12 protein-coding genes are annotated in these 15,868 nt (G+C 60.1%); 4 read left to right on the top strand and 8 right to left on the bottom strand.

Annotated features, from left to right (window positions below):
* Positions 1–39 precede the first annotated feature (39 nt).
* The 3 genes from JFT86_RS23490 to JFT86_RS23480 all read left to right on the top strand — a co-directional run bounded on the left by JFT86_RS23490 (position 40) and on the right by JFT86_RS23480 (position 1,959).
* Positions 40–1,278, top strand: coding sequence for an IS4 family transposase (locus JFT86_RS23490; protein ID WP_201233694.1), 1,239 nt, complete (start codon positions 40–42; stop codon positions 1,276–1,278).
* Positions 1,279–1,381: 103 nt separating this feature from the next.
* Entirely contained in the window at positions 1,382–1,750 is a 369-nt protein-coding gene (locus JFT86_RS23485; protein ID WP_201238531.1) for a hypothetical protein, read from the top strand.
* A 38-nt stretch (positions 1,751–1,788) separates the two neighbouring features.
* Positions 1,789–1,959, top strand: a complete 171-nt coding sequence (locus JFT86_RS23480; protein ID WP_201238530.1) for a hypothetical protein — start codon at positions 1,789–1,791, stop codon at positions 1,957–1,959.
* Positions 1,960–2,116: 157 nt separating this feature from the next.
* Here JFT86_RS23480 and JFT86_RS23475 read toward each other — a convergent pair whose 3' ends face one another.
* The 7 genes from JFT86_RS23475 to JFT86_RS23445 form a co-directional block, all read right to left on the bottom strand.
* Positions 2,117–3,754 carry a BatD family protein gene (locus tag JFT86_RS23475; protein ID WP_201238529.1) on the bottom strand — a complete coding sequence of 546 codons (1,638 nt, stop codon included), beginning with the start codon at positions 3,752–3,754 and terminating at the stop codon, positions 2,117–2,119.
* Positions 3,751–5,487, bottom strand: a complete 1,737-nt coding sequence (locus tag JFT86_RS23470) for a tetratricopeptide repeat protein (RefSeq protein WP_201238528.1) — start codon at positions 5,485–5,487, stop codon at positions 3,751–3,753. The genes JFT86_RS23475 and JFT86_RS23470 overlap by 4 nt, the downstream gene beginning before the upstream one ends.
* On the bottom strand, positions 5,484–6,563 hold the full coding sequence (locus JFT86_RS23465; protein WP_201238527.1) for a VWA domain-containing protein: 1,080 nt from the start codon (positions 6,561–6,563) through the stop codon (positions 5,484–5,486). The genes JFT86_RS23470 and JFT86_RS23465 overlap by 4 nt, the downstream gene beginning before the upstream one ends.
* Positions 6,556–7,053, bottom strand: coding sequence for a DUF4381 domain-containing protein (locus JFT86_RS23460; protein WP_201238526.1), 498 nt, complete (start codon positions 7,051–7,053; stop codon positions 6,556–6,558). Before JFT86_RS23460 ends, JFT86_RS23465 begins: the two co-directional genes overlap by 8 nt.
* On the bottom strand, positions 7,050–7,994 hold the full coding sequence (locus JFT86_RS23455; protein WP_201238525.1) for a DUF58 domain-containing protein: 945 nt from the start codon (positions 7,992–7,994) through the stop codon (positions 7,050–7,052). The genes JFT86_RS23460 and JFT86_RS23455 overlap by 4 nt, the downstream gene beginning before the upstream one ends.
* Positions 7,995–7,999: 5 nt before the next feature.
* The gene (locus JFT86_RS23450) at positions 8,000–8,959 is read right to left on the bottom strand and encodes a MoxR family ATPase (protein ID WP_003218556.1); all 960 of its coding nucleotides are present in this window, start codon (positions 8,957–8,959) and stop codon (positions 8,000–8,002) included.
* A 269-nt stretch (positions 8,960–9,228) separates the two neighbouring features.
* Positions 9,229–9,582 (bottom strand): hypothetical protein, encoded by a 354-nt coding sequence (locus JFT86_RS23445; protein ID WP_201238524.1) that lies wholly within the window; start codon positions 9,580–9,582, stop codon positions 9,229–9,231.
* 504 nt (positions 9,583–10,086) lie between these two features.
* On the opposite strand from JFT86_RS23445, the gene JFT86_RS23440 reads away from it, so the two are divergent.
* Positions 10,087–14,982 carry an NAD-glutamate dehydrogenase gene (locus tag JFT86_RS23440; protein WP_201238523.1) on the top strand — a complete coding sequence of 1,632 codons (4,896 nt, stop codon included), beginning with the start codon at positions 10,087–10,089 and terminating at the stop codon, positions 14,980–14,982.
* A 165-nt stretch (positions 14,983–15,147) separates the two neighbouring features.
* Here JFT86_RS23440 and JFT86_RS23435 read toward each other — a convergent pair whose 3' ends face one another.
* Positions 15,148–15,861: an ATPase gene (locus JFT86_RS23435; protein WP_201238522.1), complete on the bottom strand. Its 714-nt coding sequence runs from the start codon at positions 15,859–15,861 to the stop codon at positions 15,148–15,150.
* Between the last annotated feature and the right edge of the window lie 7 nt (positions 15,862–15,868).

The raw sequence follows: 15,868 nt of genomic DNA, 5'->3' as shown, positions 1-15,868 counted from the left end.
AACTTGGTTTGCACCACACAAATACAAGAAACCGACCCCATGCAGGCCATCCGATTTTTACACAGAGCGCTCGCTCAAGCACTGCCCTCTATCCATTCTCGCCGCCTGACATCACTGATGAGTTGTGTCAGTTCGTTACTGCATGGACATCGCCTGACGCTGACCGCTCTTGGTCGTTTCATGACGGGGCGCGCTTACCCCAAGCATTCGATCAAGCGCGTAGATCGGTTGCTGGGTAATCAACACTTGAGATCAGAACGTCCATTGTTCTATTGGGTAATGCTTCGGGCATTGCTGGGTTCGTTGAAGCATCCTTTGATCCTGGTCGACTGGTCTCGAATTGACGCTTCAGGCACAGCCTTTTTGCTAAGAGCATCGATCCCTCTGGCGGGGCGCTCATTTCCTGTTTATGAAAGCGTTCATGAGCGCGAGAACTGTCCCAAGTATCAAAACCGCCTACTCAAAACGCTGGCCGAATTTCTACCTGATGACTGCGTCCCGATTCTGGTCACCGACGCGGGTTTTCGGCGACCGTGGATGAAGGCTGTCGCCGCGCAGGGCTGGTTTTACGTCGCGCGGATAAGGAATCGCGAACTTTATCGTCGCGATCAAACTGACTGGCGACCGGTGAAGAATTTGTATGCTTTGGCTGCCGCCTCACCCAAGGCACTTGGTCGTGTGGAGATGACGCGAAGCGCCCCACACTTCATCGACTTGTACTGCGTACGGCACTGCGCCAAGGGCCGCAAACACCAACGCGTCACGGGTTCAATTGCAAAAAACAAACTGAGTCGACAGTCCGCCAGACGCGAACGTGAACCTTGGTTGCTTGCCAGCAACCTGGCTCAGGGCGAGTGGAATCCGGCAAAGATTGTGGCGGTTTACAAACGCCGTATGCAAATTGAAGAGGGCTTCAGGGATGTGAAAAGTGAGCACTTGGGATTGGGTCTGAATCTACACCGAAGCCATTGCCTGCATCGTATTGAGATACTGCTGTTGATTGCCGCTCTGGCCAATTACCTGCTCTTTTTAACAGGACTTCAGGCCCGAAAAAGTAACCTTGAGCGGCGCTATCAAAGCAACAGTCTCAGAGAAAAACGCGTGCTTTCATTGTGGCGACTGGGCCTGGAGTATTGGCGTAGATGCATAGAGTTCGGAGGCAGCGAAGACTGGGAAAATTGGCGTAGATGCATAGAGTTCGGAGGCAGCGAAGACTGGGAAAGATTGGAGAAAGCTCTGCGTGATGAGGTGCATCATCAGGCACAGAGCTTGGAGTAGATTTGTGGGGATCCCTCAGAGTCTGTCCCCGTTTTACACTGATTTGATAATGCACGTGGTCTGTCCCGGTCTTATTGCGGGTAGAAACCGCTGGAGAACAAAAATGCGGGTTGAAAGCTTGTTCAATCAGGCCAGAGGAATGGTTAAAGGGCTTTATTTTCACGCAATGGATGAGCTTGGGTTTCGTCCCGAGCAAGCGTTTGCCTATGCCCAGGATGATCTGGAACTTCTGCTGCGCAAAGATGCGCCCGGGCCGAATGCAATTCTTCAGACGGCCATTTATATGGAGGGACATCGTCGCGGTCTGAAGCTGTCGAAAGAAGATTCATACACGAGCGATATGTTGGATATTCTGGCGCAGACCTACAGCCAGTGCAGCGTTGAGGACCTGCTTGAGGCTGATGTCGATGACGACGAGCTGAAGATTATCCAGTCGGACATGGAAACTGTCCGCAAGCTTTTTCTTGTTTAACAGAAGTCGGCAAGCCGTTCTGCACAGGGTGAGTCAGCATGGATAATTTGTTGTTCAAGTTTCGCGATGTGGAAATTTGCCGGCGCCATGAGCGTTATTTCATCAAGTACGACGCGGGCAATCATGTGAATGTCATGAGTGTGGATGAGATTTCGGAGCAGGAAACGCTGACAGCCGCGATGGGTGAGGAAGCGGTTATAAAGTTTTGATTGAGTTGCGGGAGCGATTGATCCTTGAGGGTGTTGACCCTTATGTCTCCAATATTGATTGAAGATCGATTAAGTCAAACATTGCAAAATCGAAAGATCGTAGCCTGCGGCAGCTCCTACAGGGGATTAGCTGCCGCAGGCTGCGATCTTTTGCTTTTTACTTCGGATAAAGCGGCGGCAACCCACTATCACCCACCGGATCCTGCACCCGTTCCGCCGCCGGGATGGTACGAATCGCCCGCCACAGGTCTTCGCCTTGCCAATGCTGCCCCGTTTCGCTATACAGCGCACCATTGAGCCCATCCAGCGCATCCGACAACGGCACAAACCGCGCCGCCATGTCCGCCAGCGTCTCCGGCTGCTGACGCGCCCACGCATCCAGTGCCTGCCGCGTTGCCTGCGGATCATTCGCCTGGCTCGCACGTTTGATGTCGTCCATCAAGGTGCGCGGGCTCGGGCCGGTTTGTGCGGCGCGATGGATCGCCGGTTGCCAGCGTGCGCGCCACCACAGGCCGAAGCCGAGCAGAGTGGTGCAGGCCAGAATCAGTGTGCTGAGTTTCCACCACCACAGTGTGTCGTTATCGACGATGCCGGGTTGCAGGCTGCCGGCCGGGGTATCGACCTGCAGGCTCGGGTTGTTCGACACTTGCAGGGTGCGCGCCGGCAGGCTGGTGTGTTCCAGATGATCTTCGAAGGTGTTCCACCAGACCACGTCCACGGTCGGCAATTCGATCGAGCCGCTGCGACTTGGTACCAGCGCTTCGCGTTCTTCACGGCTGCCGATCAGGCCGCGTTCGCTGCTCTGGTTGCGCAGCACCGGTTGATCCGGATAGCGGCGCAGGCCGTTGACCTCGGTGGCGGGTAGCGCCGGTAGCTGCGAGCTGGCCAGGCCTTCGACTTTCAGCGTCAGGCTGCGCGTCAGGGAGTCACCGACTTGAGTGTGCTCCGGCTCCGGGTTCCAGCTTTCGCTCAGGCTCAGGCTGCGCGCCGGTAGCCACGGCGCATCGGCGGGGTAGGTCAGAGGCTTGGGTTTGACGGTCAGCGGGATCTGCGCGGAACTCACGCGCATCAATTTGCCTGCCTTTGGCCCTTGTGCGCTGGCGTCCTGCGCCGGCTGCGTGTCAACGAGGGTTGCGCTGAAGGTCTGCGGGGCGATGCTGAGCAAACCGCTGTGCTGCGGATAGATCGCGTAGCGCATCTCGATCACGCCGTGGCGCACACCGTTGATGTCTTTTTCGTAAGTGCGCGTGTCGCCCAACTGCTCAACCCGCGCATCGGCAATTTGCAGCGGGGTCAGGCTGCTGTCGTCATACAGCGACACCGAATGGTAGATGCGCAGAGTCAGGATTGCCTGCGCCTGCACATAGACGCTGTTCTGGTCGAGGCTGGCCTCGATGAACACCGGATCAAGGTTGTTCTTCTCGTCACGGCTGTCACTTTCGACCACTTGCACGGTGATCGGCTGGCTCTGTACTTCACCCATTTGTAGCGGCGGAATGACCACGCTGCCGTTCTCTTTCGGCAGCAGGGTGATGATCCAGCGCGTGGTCGCGCGATTGTCGCCATTGAGGGTGTTGAGCTGGTTGACCTGCCGCGTGCCACGCACCTCGAACAACGCCTCCAGCGGCGTCAGGTCGGGTTTGCCGAACTGGGTGACGTCGCTGGATTCGAGGGTGAGCTCGACCGTCTCGCCGGAATTCAGGCGACTGCGATCCACACTGGCCGTCAGCTCGGCCGCGTTGGCGGTGGCTGTACAGATCAGCAGTGGCAGCAAGAGAGCGGTGAAGCGGGTCATCGAGTTTTTTCCTGATCCTGATGTTGTTGCTGTTCGTACCAGAATTTGCGTCGCAGCAACTCTCCCGGGTCGTCCGGGATTTTGCCCAGCCATTGTTCCAGTGCCTGGCGTTGTTCGCCTTCGAGGTTGTCCTCGCCGGTATGCAGCGTCGGTGCGGTGTTCTGTTCTTCGTCCGGCTCGTTGCCTGGCACTTCATTGGGGCCAGGCTGTGGCGGGGTGGTCGCTGGCGGTTCGCTGGCCGACTCGGCCGGCTGCGCCTCGCTCGGTGTTTCACTTTTCACTGCCGGCGGCGGTGCAGTCGCGGGCGGTGGTTCATCGACGGGCAGGTTCTGCTCGCTCGGTTTGCTTTCCGGTTCGGCAGGTGGCGGGGTGTTTTTCTGCTTCAGCAGATTTTCCACCAGCGCCTTGTTGGTCTGTGCCGGACGCAAATCCGGTTGCAGCTCCAGCGCCTGTTCATAGGCGTCGATCGCGGCCTCCAGCTCGCCGCTTTTTGCCAGCGCGTTACCCCGATTGTAGTGGGCGCGGGCATCGCTGCCTTCGGCGAAACGCTGGGCGGCGCCACTGTAGTCGCCGGCCTCGTACAACGCCACCCCTTGCCACTGGTGATCTTCGAAATGCTGGGCGGCTTCGGCCGGGCGCTTCTGTTTGAGCAGGTGCAGGCCTTGCTGGTCGGGACGCAGCCAGAGGTCTTCAAAGTCAAAAGCGTAGCTCGGTTGCGGCAGGCAAAACAGCAGCGGCAAACAGAACAGCCAGCCGCGCCGTCCGGCACAGGCGGCCAGCAACAACAGCGGCAACAGCAGCCAGTAACCCTGATCGGCCCAGGTATCCAGACGTACGGTCTGGCCGTCGTTACGCAAGCTGCGCGGGCCGTCGAGCAGGCCGAGGGCACGCAGGTCGGTTTCGTCCAGCCGTGCAGCGTGATACTCGCCGCCGATGCTGTTGAGGAACGCCGCGAGGCCCGGGCTGTCGAGTTGCGGCACGCGAATCGCGCCTTGTTCGTCCTTGAGGAAACTGCCGTCTTCCTGAGCGATCGGTGCACCTTCGGCGGTGCCGATGCCGAGCATCAACAATTGCGCCGATTGCCCGCTGAGTGCACGGCGAATGCCTTGGCGTTCTTCTTCATCGAGCGACGAGCCGATCAGCAGAATTCGTCCCTGGCCGAGTGCGCCCTGTTTCAGCAGCTCCAGCGCTTTGCCGACGGCCAGATCGGCACGGTGGCCGCTTTCCGGCATCAGCGACGGCTTCAGTGCATCGAGCAAATTACGGCTGGTCGCCAGATCATCCGACAGCGGCACCAGCGTGTGCGCGCTACCGGCATAGACGACGATGGCGGTCTGCGCATCGCTGCGCGCCTGCAACAGATCGAAGAGCTTGCGCCGCGCTTGTTCCAGTCGCGTCGGCGGCGAGTCGGTGGCGAGCATTTCCGGGGTCAGTTCCAGCACCACGACCAATGGATCGGCGGGCTTCTGGCTGGTCTGTTCAACGCGCTCCCAACTCGGCCCGAGCAGCGCGAGAATGGTCAACAGCCACGCCACACCCAAGGCAACCCACGGCAGTTTGCTGTCGCGACCGCTACCGCCGCTGAGCAGCGTGGCGTGAAACGCCGGCGGCAGAATCATCTGCCAGCGCCCGGCGCGTTTCTGCCGGTGCCAGAGTTGCCAGAGCAGCCAGCCGAGCAGCGGCAACAGCAGCAGCCACCAGGGACGGAACCAGTGCGGCCAGAGCGCGATCATCGGCGCCTCCGCAGACGCAGGCGTTTGAGGCGCTCGCGCCAGTCAGGCAGCGGACTTTGCAGATACAGCTCCTTGGTGAACAGGCGTTGCAGCGGGTTATCCGGCCACAATTCGCGTGCGACCAGCAGCAGGCTCAACCACAGGGCCAACGCCAGCGGCCAGTGATACAAGGCTTGCGCTGGTCGTGCCTGAGTCGGTTGTTGGGTGACCGGTTCGAGTTGGTCGAGGGTGTCCTTGATCGCTTGCAGCTCTTTGCCGTCGTGGGCGCGGAAATACTGGCCGCCGGTCACTTCGGCGATGGCTTTGAGCGCCGGCTCGTCGAGATCGAGGCTCGGGTTGCCCCCGAGCAACGCGGTGGAACCACTGTCTTCCGGGTTGGCGCCGATGCCGATCGGGTAGATCTTCACGCCTTCGCTCGCCGCCAGTTTTGCCGCGGTCAGCGGATCGATTTCACCGCCATTGTTGGCGCCGTCGGTGACCAGAATCAGCACACGGCTCTGCGCCGGACGCATGCGCAGGCGTTTCAGGGCCAGACCGATGGCGTCACCGATGGCGGTGTTTTTGCCGGCAATGCCGATCCGCGCTTCGTCGAGCCAGACGCGCACGGTGTGGCGGTCGAAGGTCAGTGGTGCCTGCAGATAGGCCTGACTGCCGAACAGGATCAAGCCGACGCGGTCGCCGTCACGGCTTTCGAGGAAATCGCCGAGCAAGTGCTGCACCAGATTCAGGCGGCTGACGTCTTCGTCCTGCCATTGCATGTCGGGAAAATCCATCGAGCCGGACACGTCCACCGCCACCAACAGATCACGCCCGCTGGCGGCAATCGGCAGCGGCTCGCCGAGCCATTGCGGGCGCGCAGCAGCGATCAACAGCAACAGCCACAGCAGCATGAACGGTGCCTGTTGGCGCCACGCCGGCAGGTTGGCGCGGGCACGGCGACGGGCGAGGCCTTCAAGGTCGGAGAGGAAACTGACTTTCAGCGCGGGCTCGCCGCTGTCGGCCACCGGCAGCACCAGACGCATCAACCACGGCAGTGGCAACAGGGCAAAAATCCATGGCCAGGCGAACTCAAACATGTTTGCGAATCCACGTGTCGACAGCTTGGGTCAGGCCGGCGATGGCTTTGTCGTCGAGTTTGCATTCCGGTTTGTAGGCGCCTTCGACCAGCACCATCCACCGCGTCAAACCCGCCGCCGGGCAGCGGTTGTCGAGGAACGCCAGCCATTTGCGGCCATTGAGTGTGTGGCTCTGGCTGTAAGGGTAGTGGTTGCGGCACAAGCGCTTGAGCAGGCCGTTGAGTTGTTGCAGCCACGCCCCGGCCGGGGCGCCGTCGTAAGGTTTGGGCATCTGCGCCAGTTCGGCGAGGGCGGCGATGCGCACTGGATCGAGCGGTTGTTCGGCACGGACAATCGGGCGTTTCTTCATTGGAATGAAGCGACGCAGACGCCACACGGCGAAACCCAGCAGCGGCAATAACAGAAGCAGCAGCCACCAGCCCGGCGCCGGTGGCCAGAAGGTAATCGGTGGCGGCGAGATCAGCGGTTGCAACTGTTCGAGGCCGTTCATCGACCTTTCCCCGGACGCTGCGGATTGAGGAATTCGCGCATCTGCTCGACCATTTCACTCTGCGTGCTCAGCGGCATCAGCAGCACCCGCAGCTTCTGCGCGAGTAATTCCCAACGGGCGATGCGCGCTTCGGCCTGAGCGCGATAGGTCTGGCGCAAGTCGAAGTTCAGCGTGTCGAGTTCCAGCTGTGCGCCGCGTTCGGCGAAGCGGAGCAGGCCGGCGGCGGGCAGGGCGTGATCAAGCGGATCGGAAATCGGCAACATCAACAGGTCGCAATGACGCGATAAGAGGCTGAGCTGTTGTTCGGCGCTGTCGGACAGTGCACGTTCGTCGCAGATCACGATGGCCAGGCTGCCTGGGCGCAACACTTCACGGGCACGGCGCAGGGCCACGCCAAACGCATCGCGATCCGGCTCGCGCTCACTGTGCAGCGACTGGTTGACCTTGACCAAGCGGTTGAGCAATTGCAGCAGACTCTGTTTGCTGCGCCGTGGCTTGATTTCGTAGTGCTCATTGTCACCGAACACCAGCCCGCCAACCCGGTCGTTATGGCCGAGCGCGGCCCAGCCGATCAGCGCCGCTGCTTGCGCTGCCAGCACCGATTTGAACATCAGTCCGGAACCGAAAAACAGCCGCGTGCTTTGCTCGACCATGATGAAGATCGGCCGCTCGCGTTCTTCATGGAACAGCTTGGTGTGCGGTTCCTGCGTGCGCGCCGTCACGCGCCAGTCGATGGTGCGCACGTCGTCGCCGGCCTGATAGACCCGCACCTGATCGAAGTCGACACCGCGGCCACGGAATTTCGAGTGATGCAGGCCGATCAGCGGGCTGCGCTGGCTCGGCGTGGAAAACAGTTGCACCTCGCGCACGCGGTGGCGCATCTCGATCAACTCGGCGAGGCTGACGCGGATTCCGGGCTCGGAGGGCAGGGCGGCGTTCATGGGGGTCAAGCGACGGCTACGACGTCGAGAATCCGCTGCACCACCCGATCCTGATCGATGCCGGCGGCCTCGGCTTCAAACGACAGAATGATGCGGTGACGCAACACGTCGAACAGCACCGCTTGAATGTCTTCCGGGCTGACGAAGTCGCGACCGGCCAGCCAGGCATGAGCGCGGGCGCAGCGGTCGAGGGCGATCGAGCCACGCGGGCTGGCGCCATAGGCGATCCACTCGGCCATTTCCGGGTCGAACTTGGCCGGCGTGCGCGTGGCCATGACCAGTTGCACCAAGTATTCCTCCACGGCGTCGGCCATGTACAAACCGAGGATTTCCTTGCGCGCGGCGAAGATCGCCTGCTGGCTGACACGGCGCTCGGGTTTGGTCTCACCGTTCAACGCTTCGCCACGGGCCTGCTGGAGGATGCGGCGTTCGACGGCGGCATCCGGGAAACCGATTTTTACGTGCATCAGGAAGCGGTCGAGTTGCGCTTCCGGCAACGGGTAAGTGCCTTCCTGCTCGATCGGGTTCTGCGTGGCCATTACCAGAAACAGCGGCGACAACTCGTACGTGCTACGGCCGACACTGACCTGACGCTCGGCCATGGCTTCAAGCAGTGCCGATTGCACCTTGGCCGGGGCGCGGTTGATTTCGTCTGCCAGCACCAGGTTGTGGAAGATCGGCCCTTGCTGGAAGACAAAGCTGCCGGTTTCCGGACGATAGATTTCCGTACCGGTGATGTCGGCAGGCAGCAGGTCGGGGGTGAACTGGATGCGATGGAACTGGGCTTCGATGCCCTCGGCGAGTTCTTTGATCGCTTTGGTCTTGGCCAGACCCGGAGCGCCCTCGACCAGCATGTGGCCGTCGGCGAGCAGGGCGATGAGCAAACGCTCGATGAGTTTTTCCTGGCCGAGAATCTGCGTTGAAAGAAAGGTTCGCAGCGCCAGCAGCGCTTCACGATGTTCCATCGATGACTGTTCCTGGAAAGGGATGGCCACCGGCGTTCGGATAACGCCGGGGCTGGGGGCGTTACTTTAATCCATCGCGGGGGGTGGCGACTAACGGCATTTTGCGCAAAGTGCGGGAAATGACTGGGGGAATTGTTGGATTTTTGTAGCAGGGGAGTGATTGGTTGCCTGTACCGGCCCTATCGCGAGCAGGCTCACTCCTACAATGGATCGCCGTACACCGACCTGTAGGAGTGAGCCTGCTCGCGATGGGGCCAGTCCGGCCGGCATCAAATTTCGTTAATGAAGGTGCCAGTACCGTCGAGGATGTTCTTCAAAGTCTCCTCAACCTCATCCAGATCCACCATGTCCGGGTTGAAGGTGATCTCCAGCACATCATCACCATTCAGCACATCGGCATCCGCCGCCGCGATTTCGATCTTCAGCAGGGTCTTGCTCAGGGTGACTTTCACGCCATCCAGGGTTGAAGGATCGCCATCCAGCGTAATCTCCAGCACATCCTCATCCGGATAGCGGCTCATCAGAAACATGTCGCCCTTGTCGCTATGGCAGCAGAGCATGGCCATGTTGTCTTCTTCGTCATCGCACGGGTTGACGATCAGTAGGGCGGTGGTCATTTGCATGGGGAATTCCTGCCTCGTAGGGCGTGTTGGTCGCAATTGGGCGCGATTCTGCCAGCCCTCGGGAATTTCTGCATGTGAGAGTGTCAGAGGATGTGTCGTGAACGCGACGTGGGTCAATGGTCATTTCTGGCACGGATGTACCGTAAAACCGGGCATTCAGACCAGCGTTTTCCGCCACGGCTGCTAGTGTTTACGGGTGCTGAAACCCTTGTTTACGTGCCAATGACCGAATATGTCGCAGCACCGCAAGCAGACACATTGTCGCACCCATTAAGCTGCGCAACGGATGAACACCCGTAAAGGCATTGTCGGCAGCCCTGGCAGTCGTTTTTGCAGATGCTCATTCTATGGAAGGTGAATGTGACCTGAGTGTCCCGTCCAGCTTCACCCACCTGTCCCCCTGTTTCCTCTGCCCGAGAATCAGGAGCAGGGCGACTTGAACCCCGAAAGGGGTGTTGCACGCGACGCTTTCCATCAATAACAAGCTTAAGCGGAGTACCACAGATGGCGTTCTTCACCGCAGCCAGCAAAGCCGACTTCCAGCACCAACTGCAAGCGGCACTGGCGCAGCACATCAGTGAACAGGCACTGCCACAAGTGGCGCTGTTCGCTGAACAATTCTTCGGCATCATTTCCCTGGACGAGCTGACTCAACGTCGCCTCTCCGACCTCGCTGGCTGTACTCTTTCCGCGTGGCGCCTGCTTGAGCGCTTCGATCACGCGCAACCGCAAGTGCGCGTCTACAACCCCGATTATGAGCGTCATGGCTGGCAGTCGACCCACACCGCGGTCGAAGTCCTGCACCACGACCTGCCATTCCTGGTCGACTCGGTCCGTACCGAGCTGAACCGCCGCGGCTACAGCATCCACACCCTGCAAACCACCGTGCTCAGCGTGCGTCGTGGCAGCAAGGGCGAGTTGCTGGAAATCCTGCCGAAAGGCAGCACCGGCGAAGGCGTTCTGCATGAGTCGCTGATGTACCTGGAAATCGACCGCTGCGCCAACGCGGCCGAACTGAATGTGCTGAGCAAAGAGCTGGAACAGGTTCTCGGTGAAGTCCGCGTCGCGGTCGCCGATTTCGAGCCGATGAAAGCCAAGGTGCAGGAAATCCTCACCAAGCTCGACAACAGCGCCTTCGCCGTCGATGCCGACGAAAAGAACGAAATCAAAAGCTTCCTGGAATGGCTGGTGGGCAACCACTTCACCTTCCTCGGCTACGAAGAATTCGTGGTCACCGATCAGGCCGATGGCGGCCATATCGAGTACGACCAGAACTCCTTCCTCGGCCTGACCAAGCTGCTGCGCACCGGCCTGACCTACGATGACCTGCGCATCGAAGACTACGCGGTGAACTACCTGCGCGAACCGACCCTGCTGTCGTTCGCCAAGGCTGCGCACCCGAGCCGTGTACACCGTCCGGCTTACCCGGACTACGTGTCGATCCGCGAAATCGATGCCGACGGCAACGTCATCAAGGAACACCGTTTCATGGGCCTGTACACCTCTTCGGTGTATGGCGAGAGCGTGCGGGTCATCCCGTTCATCCGCCGCAAGGTCGAAGAAATCGAAACCCGCTCCGGCTTCCAGTCCAAGGCTCACCTTGGCAAGGAATTGGCGCAGGTGCTGGAAGTACTGCCGCGTGACGACCTGTTCCAGACCCCGGTCGACGAACTGTTCACCACCGTGATGTCGATCGTGCAGATCCAGGAACGCAACAAGATCCGCGTGTTCCTGCGCAAAGACCCGTACGGTCGCTTCTGCTACTGCCTGGCCTACGTGCCACGCGACATCTACTCCACCGAAGTTCGCCAGAAGATCCAGCAAGTATTGATGGAGCGCCTGAAGGCTTCCGACTGCGAATTCTGGACGTTCTTCTCCGAATCGGTTCTGGCGCGCGTGCAGTTGATCCTGCGTGTCGACCCGAAAAACCGTCTCGACATCGACCCGGTACTGCTGGAAAAAGAAGTCGTTCAAGCGTGCCGCAGCTGGCAGGACGACTACGCCGCACTGACCGTCGAAAGCTTCGGCGAAGCCCACGGCACCAACGTGCTGGCTGACTTTCCGAAAGGCTTCCCGGCCGGTTACCGCGAGCGTTTCGCCGCGCATTCGGCCGTGGTCGACATGCAGCACCTGCTGAGCCTCAACGAAAAAAATCCGCTGGTGATGAGCTTCTATCAGCCGCTGGGCCAGGTTTCCGGCCAGCGCGAGCTGCATTGCAAGCTGTATCACGCCGACACCCCGCTGGCACTGTCCGACGTTCTGCCGATTCTGGAAAACCTCGGTCTGCGCGTACTGGGTGAGTTCCCGTATCGTCTGCGTCACACCAATGGCCGCGAGTTCTGGATTCATGACTTCGCGTTCACTGCCGCTGAAGGCCTGGACCTCGACATCCAGCAACTCAACGACACCCTGCAGGACGCCTTCGTCCACATCGTGCGCGGCGACGCCGAAAACGATGCGTTCAACCGTCTGGTGCTGACCGCCGGCCTGCCTTGGCGCGACGTCGCGCTGCTGCGTGCTTACGCCCGTTACCTGAAGCAGATTCGTCTGGGCTTCGATCTGGGTTACATCGCCAGCACGCTGAACAACCACACCGACATCGCTCGCGAGCTGACGCGGTTGTTCAAGACTCGTTTCTACCTGGCGCGCAAGCTCAGCGAAGACGATCTGGAAGACAAGCAACTGCGTCTGGAACAAGCGATTCTGACCGCACTGGACGACGTCCAGGTGCTCAACGAAGACCGCATCCTGCGTCGTTACCTCGACCTGATCAAAGCCACCCTGCGTACCAACTTCTATCAGACTGATGCCAACGGCCAGAACAAGTCGTACTTCAGCTTCAAGTTCAACCCGCACGCGATCCCTGAACTGCCGAAGCCAGTGCCGAAGTTCGAAATCTTCGTCTACTCGCCACGCGTTGAAGGCGTGCACCTGCGCTTCGGTAACGTCGCTCGCGGCGGTCTGCGCTGGTCCGATCGTGAAGAAGACTTCCGTACCGAAGTCCTCGGTCTGGTTAAAGCACAGCAAGTGAAGAACTCGGTCATCGTGCCGGTGGGTGCGAAGGGCGGCTTCCTGCCGCGTCGCCTGCCACTGGGCGGCAGCCGTGACGAGATCGCAGCCGAAGGCATCGCCTGCTACCGCATTTTCATCTCGGGTCTGCTGGACATCACCGACAACCTGAAAGACGGCGCACTAGTGCCGCCGGTCAACGTCGTGCGTCATGACGACGATGACCCGTACCTGGTCGTGGCAGCGGACAAGGGCACTGCAACCTTCTCCGACATCGCCAACGGCATCGCCATCGACTACGGCTTCTGGCTGGGTGACGCGTTTGCGTCCGGTGGTTCGGCCGGTTACGACCACAAGAAAATGGGCATTACCGCCAAAGGCGCGTGGGTCGGCGTACAACGTCACTTCCGCGAGCGCGGCATCAATGTTCAGGAAGACAGCATCACTGTCGTGGGCGTCGGCGACATGGCCGGTGACGTGTTCGGTAACGGCCTGTTGATGTCCGACAAGCTGCAACTGGTCGCGGCCTTCAACCACCTGCATATCTTCATCGATCCAAACCCGAACCCGGCGACCAGCTTCGTCGAGCGTCAGCGCATGTTCGACCTGCCGCGTTCGGCCTGGACCGACTACGACACCGGCATCATGTCCGAAGGTGGCGGTATCTTCTCGCGCAGCGCGAAGAGCATTGCGATCTCCCCGCAGATGCAGGAACGCTTCGACATCAAGGCTGACAAACTGACCCCGACCGAACTGCTGAATGCCTTGCTCAAGGCGCCGGTGGATCTGTTGTGGAACGGCGGTATCGGTACTTACGTCAAGGCCAGCACTGAAAGCCATGCAGACGTCGGCGACAAGGCAAACGATGCACTGCGCGTGAACGGCAACGAACTGCGCTGCAAAGTCGTGGGCGAGGGCGGTAACCTCGGCATGACCCAACTGGGTCGTGTTGAATTCGGTCTGAATGGCGGCGGTTCCAACACCGACTTCATCGACAACGCCGGTGGCGTGGACTGCTCCGACCACGAAGTGAACATCAAAATCCTGCTGAACGAAGTGGTTCAGGCCGGTGACATGACCGACAAGCAACGCAACCAGTTGCTGGCGAGCATGACCGACGAAGTCGGTAACCTGGTGCTGGGCAACAACTACAAGCAGACTCAGGCCCTGTCCCTGGCGGCGCGTCGTGCTTATGCGCGCATCGCCGAGTACAAGCGTCTGATGGGCGATCTGGAAGGCCGTGGCAAGCTGGACCGTGCCATCGAGTTCCTGCCGACCGAAGAGCAGATCAACGAGCGCGTTGCGGCAGGCCACGGCCTGACCCGTCCAGAGCTGTCGGTACTGATCTCCTACAGCAAGATCGACCTCAAGGAGCAGCTGTTGGGCTCCCTGGTGCCGGACGACGATTACCTGACCCGCGACATGGAAACGGCGTTCCCGCCGACCCTGGTCAGCAAGTTCTCCGAAGCCATGCGTCGTCACCGTCTGAAGCGCGAGATCGTCAGCACCCAGATCGCCAACGACCTGGTCAACCACATGGGCATCACCTTCGTTCAACGACTCAAAGAGTCGACCGGCATGAGCCCGGCGAACGTGGCGGGCGCTTATGTGATCGTGCGCGACATCTTCCACCTCCCGCACTGGTTCCGTCAGATCGAAGCGCTGGATTATCAGGTTTCCGCTGACGTGCAGCTGGAGCTGATGGACGAGCTGATGCGTCTGGGCCGTCGCGCTACGCGCTGGTTCCTGCGTGCCCGTCGCAACGAGCAGAACGCTGCCCGTGACACGGCGCATTTCGGTCCGCACCTGAAAGAGCTGGGTCTGAAGCTCGACGAACTGCTCAGCGGTGAAATCCGTGAAAACTGGCAGGCGCGTTATCAGGCGTACGTCGAAGCCGGTGTACCGGAACTGCTGGCGCGTATGGTTGCGGGCACCTCGCACCTGTACACCCTGCTGCCGATCATCGAAGCATCTGATGTCACCGGGCAGAACCCTGCCGAAGTGGCCAAGGCTTACTTCGCCGTGGGCAGTGCACTGGACATCACCTGGTACCTGCAACAGATCAGCGCGCTGCCGGTTGAAAACAACTGGCAAGCCCTGGCCCGTGAAGCGTTCCGCGACGACGTCGACTGGCAGCAACGTGCGATCACCATCTCCGTCCTGCAACAGGGCGACGGCACTCAGGACGTCGAAGAACGCCTGGCGCTGTGGATGGCGCAGCACGAAAGCATGATCTCGCGCTGGCGCGCCATGCTGGTGGAAATCCGTGCGGCGAGCGGCACGGACTACGCCATGTATGCGGTGGCCAACCGTGAACTGCTGGACCTGGCGTTGAGCGGGCAAGCGGTGGTGGCACCTGCCACTGCCAATGCCGAGCTTGAGCTGGCTTAAGTAAGCGCTGAATGAAAAAGCCCCGGTATCGTGAGATGCCGGGGCTTTTTTCTGCCTGAGGGTTTTTGGGTGGCTGTTATAGCCTCAGCGCGAGCAGGCTCACTCCTACAGTTGGAATGCGTTCCCCCTGTAGGAGTGAGCCTGCTCGCGATGGCGTCCTTTATATCAATACAACTTAGGGGCTTGTTTATTATCAAGCATCGACACTTTATCTGTCGGCCTGGTCAATAAATTACTGAGCGACTGGTCAAACTTCTGCAACGCCCGAACTTGCACATCCTGCTGCTGATTAATATCAGCCACAATCTCTTCCGAGCGTTTGAAGTCCGCCCACACCGGCGTCAGCTCTTTCGCGTCCGAGCCTTTCGCTGTACCGATATAGTTCAACCGCGCATCATAAAAATCGGCACTGACATCCGCCTTGATGTCGGAACTGCGCGAAGTGATCAATTGGCTATGGGTGTCGACAATCGCCACCACATCCGGTCTGGCCGCACGCAGGCTTTGCATGTCCGGATACACCGTGACCGAGCCAAACTGGCGCTGTAGCGAGGCGTTGACCCAATCCACCGCCATGTCCGGTTTCGAGCTGGCGACGTAGGCATCGTGGATCGGCTGCACCAGCAGACTCTGGCCGAAACCGGTCCCGGCGTTGGCCTGATAGTCGCGCAGGTAGTCGCGGTTGGTCTGGGTGCTCGGGCTGTAGACCACGCCTAGAGACACGCCGGGACCGCTTTTCACCTGGGCGGCACTGCTGCGGCCAACCGGTTGCGTGAACAGCGTGTCGAGGGACGAAACTGCTTTCGGTGCGGTAGGCACCGAGCAGGCGGAAAGTGCTAGAACCGATATCGCCAAAGTGCTGGAAAACGCAAGTTTCATGGTGTTT

Origin of the sequence: Pseudomonas sp. TH06, assembly GCF_016651305.1 — a bacterium.
Taxonomy (GTDB): Bacteria; Pseudomonadota; Gammaproteobacteria; order Pseudomonadales; family Pseudomonadaceae; genus Aquipseudomonas.
This window is presented reverse-complemented; position numbering and strand designations above follow the sequence as displayed.

Excerpts from the sequence above, each read along its gene's own strand:
- JFT86_RS23490 (WP_201233694.1), top strand. The coding sequence starts at position 40 with ATGCAGGCCATCCGATTTTTACACAGAGCGCTCGCTCAAGCACTGCCC.
- JFT86_RS23485 (WP_201238531.1), top strand. The coding sequence starts at position 1,382 with ATGCGGGTTGAAAGCTTGTTCAATCAGGCCAGAGGAATGGTTAAAGGG.
- JFT86_RS23480 (WP_201238530.1), top strand. The coding sequence starts at position 1,789 with ATGGATAATTTGTTGTTCAAGTTTCGCGATGTGGAAATTTGCCGGCGC.
- JFT86_RS23475 (WP_201238529.1), bottom strand. The coding sequence starts at position 3,754 with ATGACCCGCTTCACCGCTCTCTTGCTGCCACTGCTGATCTGTACAGCC.
- JFT86_RS23470 (WP_201238528.1), bottom strand. The coding sequence starts at position 5,487 with ATGATCGCGCTCTGGCCGCACTGGTTCCGTCCCTGGTGGCTGCTGCTG.
- JFT86_RS23465 (WP_201238527.1), bottom strand. The coding sequence starts at position 6,563 with ATGTTTGAGTTCGCCTGGCCATGGATTTTTGCCCTGTTGCCACTGCCG.
- JFT86_RS23460 (WP_201238526.1), bottom strand. The coding sequence starts at position 7,053 with ATGAACGGCCTCGAACAGTTGCAACCGCTGATCTCGCCGCCACCGATT.
- JFT86_RS23455 (WP_201238525.1), bottom strand. The coding sequence starts at position 7,994 with ATGAACGCCGCCCTGCCCTCCGAGCCCGGAATCCGCGTCAGCCTCGCC.
- JFT86_RS23450 (WP_003218556.1), bottom strand. The coding sequence starts at position 8,959 with ATGGAACATCGTGAAGCGCTGCTGGCGCTGCGAACCTTTCTTTCAACG.
- JFT86_RS23445 (WP_201238524.1), bottom strand. The coding sequence starts at position 9,582 with ATGCAAATGACCACCGCCCTACTGATCGTCAACCCGTGCGATGACGAA.
- JFT86_RS23440 (WP_201238523.1), top strand. The coding sequence starts at position 10,087 with ATGGCGTTCTTCACCGCAGCCAGCAAAGCCGACTTCCAGCACCAACTG.
- JFT86_RS23435 (WP_201238522.1), bottom strand. The coding sequence starts at position 15,861 with ATGAAACTTGCGTTTTCCAGCACTTTGGCGATATCGGTTCTAGCACTT.